Origin of the sequence: Nguyenibacter vanlangensis (assembly GCF_013376155.1) — a bacterium.
GTDB classification, from domain to species: domain Bacteria; phylum Pseudomonadota; class Alphaproteobacteria; order Acetobacterales; family Acetobacteraceae; genus Gluconacetobacter; species Gluconacetobacter vanlangensis.
In genome coordinates this window covers 1-3,647 of the sequence record NZ_JABXXP010000280.1, presented here as the reverse complement: position 1 = coordinate 3,647, position 3,647 = coordinate 1, and the positions used below count along the sequence as shown (strand labels likewise).

The 3,647-nt window shown below is 65.2% G+C and carries 7 protein-coding genes; 2 read left to right on the top strand and 5 right to left on the bottom strand.

Going from position 1 to position 3,647, the window contains the following annotated elements; translation table 11 throughout:
* Positions 1 to 241 (bottom strand): AIR carboxylase family protein (locus HUK84_RS12385; protein WP_176640567.1); only part of this gene is annotated, 241 nt, incomplete at its 3' end.
* 39 nt (positions 242 to 280) lie between these two features.
* Positions 281 to 481, bottom strand: a complete 201-nt coding sequence (locus tag HUK84_RS12380; RefSeq protein ID WP_176640566.1) for a YdcH family protein — start codon at positions 479 to 481, stop codon at positions 281 to 283.
* Between the two features lie 159 nt (positions 482 to 640).
* Between HUK84_RS12380 and HUK84_RS12375 the strand changes: the two genes are divergently transcribed.
* Positions 641 to 811 carry a YdcH family protein gene (locus HUK84_RS12375; RefSeq protein WP_176640565.1) on the top strand — a complete coding sequence of 57 codons (171 nt, stop codon included), beginning with the start codon at positions 641 to 643 and terminating at the stop codon, positions 809 to 811.
* Positions 812 to 924: 113 nt separating this feature from the next.
* Here the strand turns inward: HUK84_RS12375 and HUK84_RS12370 are convergent, their stop codons facing one another.
* From HUK84_RS12370 to rpmE, 3 genes are all read right to left on the bottom strand, one after another.
* Entirely contained in the window at positions 925 to 1,503 is a 579-nt protein-coding gene (locus HUK84_RS12370) for a DUF1013 domain-containing protein (protein ID WP_176640564.1), read from the bottom strand.
* Positions 1,504 to 1,761: 258 nt separating this feature from the next.
* The gene (locus tag HUK84_RS12365) at positions 1,762 to 2,355 is read right to left on the bottom strand and encodes an Hsp20 family protein (RefSeq protein WP_176640563.1); all 594 of its coding nucleotides are present in this window, start codon (positions 2,353 to 2,355) and stop codon (positions 1,762 to 1,764) included.
* 218 nt (positions 2,356 to 2,573) lie between these two features.
* On the bottom strand, positions 2,574 to 2,804 hold the full coding sequence (gene rpmE, locus HUK84_RS12360; protein ID WP_176640562.1) for a 50S ribosomal protein L31: 231 nt from the start codon (positions 2,802 to 2,804) through the stop codon (positions 2,574 to 2,576).
* 254 nt (positions 2,805 to 3,058) lie between these two features.
* On the opposite strand from rpmE, the gene mscL reads away from it, so the two are divergent.
* Positions 3,059 to 3,523 (top strand): large-conductance mechanosensitive channel protein MscL, encoded by a 465-nt coding sequence (gene mscL, locus HUK84_RS12355; RefSeq protein ID WP_176640561.1) that lies wholly within the window; start codon positions 3,059 to 3,061, stop codon positions 3,521 to 3,523.
* Positions 3,524 to 3,647: the final 124 nt, after the last annotated feature.

Here is a 3,647-nt window from a genome sequence, read left to right as displayed (position 1 = left end):
CGGCGATGATGACAGACAGGCCGCGTCCCGCGGCGCCCCGCGCATAGTCGGCCAGCCGGTCGGGCGTGCGATGGGCCGAGACGATGCGGACCTCATGCGCGACATCCAGCGCTTCGAGCACCGTCGCCGCGTGGCGCATGGTCTCCCAGTCGGACTGGCTGCCCATGATGATGCCCACGCGCGCGGCCAGGGCCGCGGAGGCGGGCTCGGATGGAGCCTGGGATTCAGGGGGAGGGGACATGTCGCTCACACGGCAGGCTTTCGGCGGAATGGGTTCGAATCAGGCGATACTGTCGGGGATCAGGCGGCTCTCCAGCCAGGCGATCTCATCCTTCAGCAGCAGCTTGCGTTTCTTCAGGCGCTGAAGCTGGAGCTGGTCCATCGGATGCTGTGCCAGGCGGTTGATGACGGTATCAAGGTCGCGGTGCTCGCTGCGCAATTCGTGCAGTTTCCGCAGCATGGTGTCCCGGTCTGTCAGCATGGGGTCCGTCTAGCATGTGGTCGCCGGGACATTCTATCGATTCCCCGCCGGATGGCGAGATGCATGACCACCTCGCCAAGTCCTGCAAACATAGCATGTGCGGCCGCGGACGGTCGGGCTTAGTCTGCCCAAATCGTCTTTTCAGGCACCGGAGGTCTCATGTCCCACGAAGCCAGGATTCACAGTCTGCGACTGCGTCATGCCCGCCTCGACGACCGGATTTACGATGAAGACCGGCGACCTTCCCCCAACAGTAGCGTGCTGCGCCGGCTGAAGCTGGAGAAGCTGCGCATCAAGGAAGAGATCGAACGCCTGTCCCGCCCGGCTTGACATCCACGCTTGAAATTCCAGCCTGAAATCCAAAGGATTTCAGGCCCGGAAACGCGCGGGATTTCAAGCCGCCAGCGATCAGGTGACTGGGGATCAGGTGACCAGCGATCAGGTCAGGCGACGTCTTCGTCGATCTCCAGCGGTGCGGGAACGGCGTGGCCTTCGCGGGCCAGGCGTTCGTTGGCGGCCTGGATCATGGCATTCAGGTCAGTCTGGCTGCACAGGCCCAGAATGACCGGATCACGCGGCTTGATGTTCGCGCTGTTCCAATGCTGCCGGTCGCGCACCTTGGCGATGGTGTCCTTGGTGGTGCCCAGCAGCTTGACGATCTGCTGTTCCGACAATTGCGGAAAGTTGCGCAGGATGAAGGCGATGGCGTCCGGCCGGTCATTGCGCTTGGCGACGGGGGTATAGCGCGCGCCCTTCGAGCGGCGATGGATCGGGTTGGAGGACGCCATCAGCTTCAGCCGCTTCTCGGGATCGGCCTCGCAACGGACGATGTCTTCCTGCCGCAACTGATGATTGGCGACGGGGTCATAACCCACGATACCCTGCGCGACTTCGCCATCGGCGATCGCCTGGACTTCCAGCGGATGCATGCCGCAGAATTCCGCGATCTGGGTGAAGGTCAGCGCCGTCTTCTCGATCAGCCACACGGCTGTGGCCTTCGGCATCAGGGGCAGTGCATTCATTATGACGGGTCCTAGCTCGGCAATGGGTGGCGCCACGCAGGCCCTCCTCCCATTCCGGCACCCCTTGCCGGGGCGCCATTTGCGTGCCTGCGGACGCGCAAAGACTTGGGCAAGGATATGGGCCCGGCCAGGGGGCGCGGTCAAGGGCTGATGGCGCGGTCAGGCGGTAAAAATCGGGCAGAAAAAAGGGGCCGGACCCTGGGCCCGACCCCTCTGATATCGTTCACGGGCATCGCCCATGGGCCCGAGACGGGTCTGTTACGCGGCGTGGCCCGACGATGGCACGCCGCCGTCATTCGCCGCTGGCGCCTCGGCCTGATGTTCTGGGGCTTGGTGTTCCGAGGCCTGATGCTCTGGCGCCAAGGATTCAGCCGCCACGGATTCGGACGCCGGGGGCTCGGATATCGCCGGCTGCGATACGGTCGCCCGCGCCACGCTGGACGTGACCGGGATGCGCCGCGGCTTCAGCGCCTCGGGTACCACGCGCCTGACGGCGATGCGCAGCAATCCGTTCGTCAGGTCCGCGCTTTCGACCAGGATCTGGTCGGCCAGAACGAAGCGCCGCTCGAACGCACGGTTCGCGATGCCGCGATGCAGCCATTCCCCGGCGGATGAAGCGGCTGCGACACGCCCGGCCACGATCAGCATGTTGTCCTGCACGGTCAGGTCGATATCGTCCGGGCCGAACCCGGCTACCGCCATCGTCAGCACGTAGCTGTCATCGCCCAGCCGTTCGATGTTATAGGGTGGATAGGACGACGCTGCCGGGTTCTGCGCGGCATTGTCCACAAGGCGCGCAAGCCGGTCGAAGCCGATGGCCGTCCGGAACAGGGGCGCGAAATCATACGTCATGTCAACCTCCTCAACGGCAAGGTCCGGTATCAGCAGGCCGCCGATCGGTCCCTCGGCGAGCGGACCGCGGCCTGTCTGGCGGAAACCCGGATGGCGTTTCCGTAGCCCTGACGTGAGAAGCCCCGCCCCCCGTTTCAAGGGGGCGGGGCCTGTCGGATGACTGACTGGCGAAAAACTGACCGGGGCGGCCCGTGCGAACGGGCCGCCCGCCTGCGGGGTCAGGCTTTGGTGCGGCGTCCCAGACCACCGAATTTCTTGTTGAACTTCGCCACCTGGCCCCCGGTGTCCAGCATGCGCTGCACGCCCGTCCACGCCGGGTGCGATTTCGGGTCGATATCCAGGCGCAGGGTCGCGCCCGGCGTGCCGTAGCACGAGCGGGTCTTGTATTCGGTGCCGTCCGTCATGATGACGGTGATGTCGTGGTAGTCGGGGTGAATGCCGGATTTCATCGTCAAACCTTCATGTTGGGCCCGCCGATGCCGACCGGGGGCGTATCCGGTGGGCGTATAGACGAGCCCCGGCGCAGGATCAACGCCTATTCCGTGCCAGTTCTGTGCCGGATTCCGTGCCGGGGCGGGGGCAGGCAGTGCGGCAATCCCGCCACGCCGTGCGGCAGGGTTGCGGCCCGGATGGATTTCCTGTTTTCCGGCGGCCGGACGGATTGCTATTAACTCTCTGTCAGGTGGAGCAAAAAGGAGAAACCATGGCAAGCAAGGCCCCCTCCATCCACGCTCCGGGATGGGTTTCCGAATTCAAGGCGTTCCTGATGCGCGGGAACGTCGTCGATCTGGCGGTCGGTATCATCATCGGCGCCGCCTTCACCGCCATCGTCAACAGCCTGGTCAAGGACGTGTTCACGCCCCTTATCGGCCTGCTGATCGGCGGTATCGACTTTACCAACTTCTTCGTCACCTTGCGTGGGCCGCATCTGCCGACCTTGGCCGACGCGCAGAAGGCCGGTGCCGTGACCATCAATGTCGGCCTGTTCCTGAACGCGGTGATCCAGTTCGTGATCGTCGGTTTCGCGATCTTCTGGGTGGTCAAGCTGGTCGGCAAGCTGACCGCCAAGCCGGCCGAAGCCCCGGCCGAACCGCCCCCGCCGCCCCGCAGCGAAATCCTGCTGACGGAAATTCGCGACCTGCTGGCGACCAGGGGCGCGGCGCCCTAAGTCCCGGCCTTTCGCACCCGGGCCGGACCGCGCGGCCTGCGCCGCGCGGTCCGGCCCGGGCGTGCGTGTGATGCGCCCGCGCTTGCGGAGTGCCGGGGCTGGGCATTAGCATCGCGACCATGAT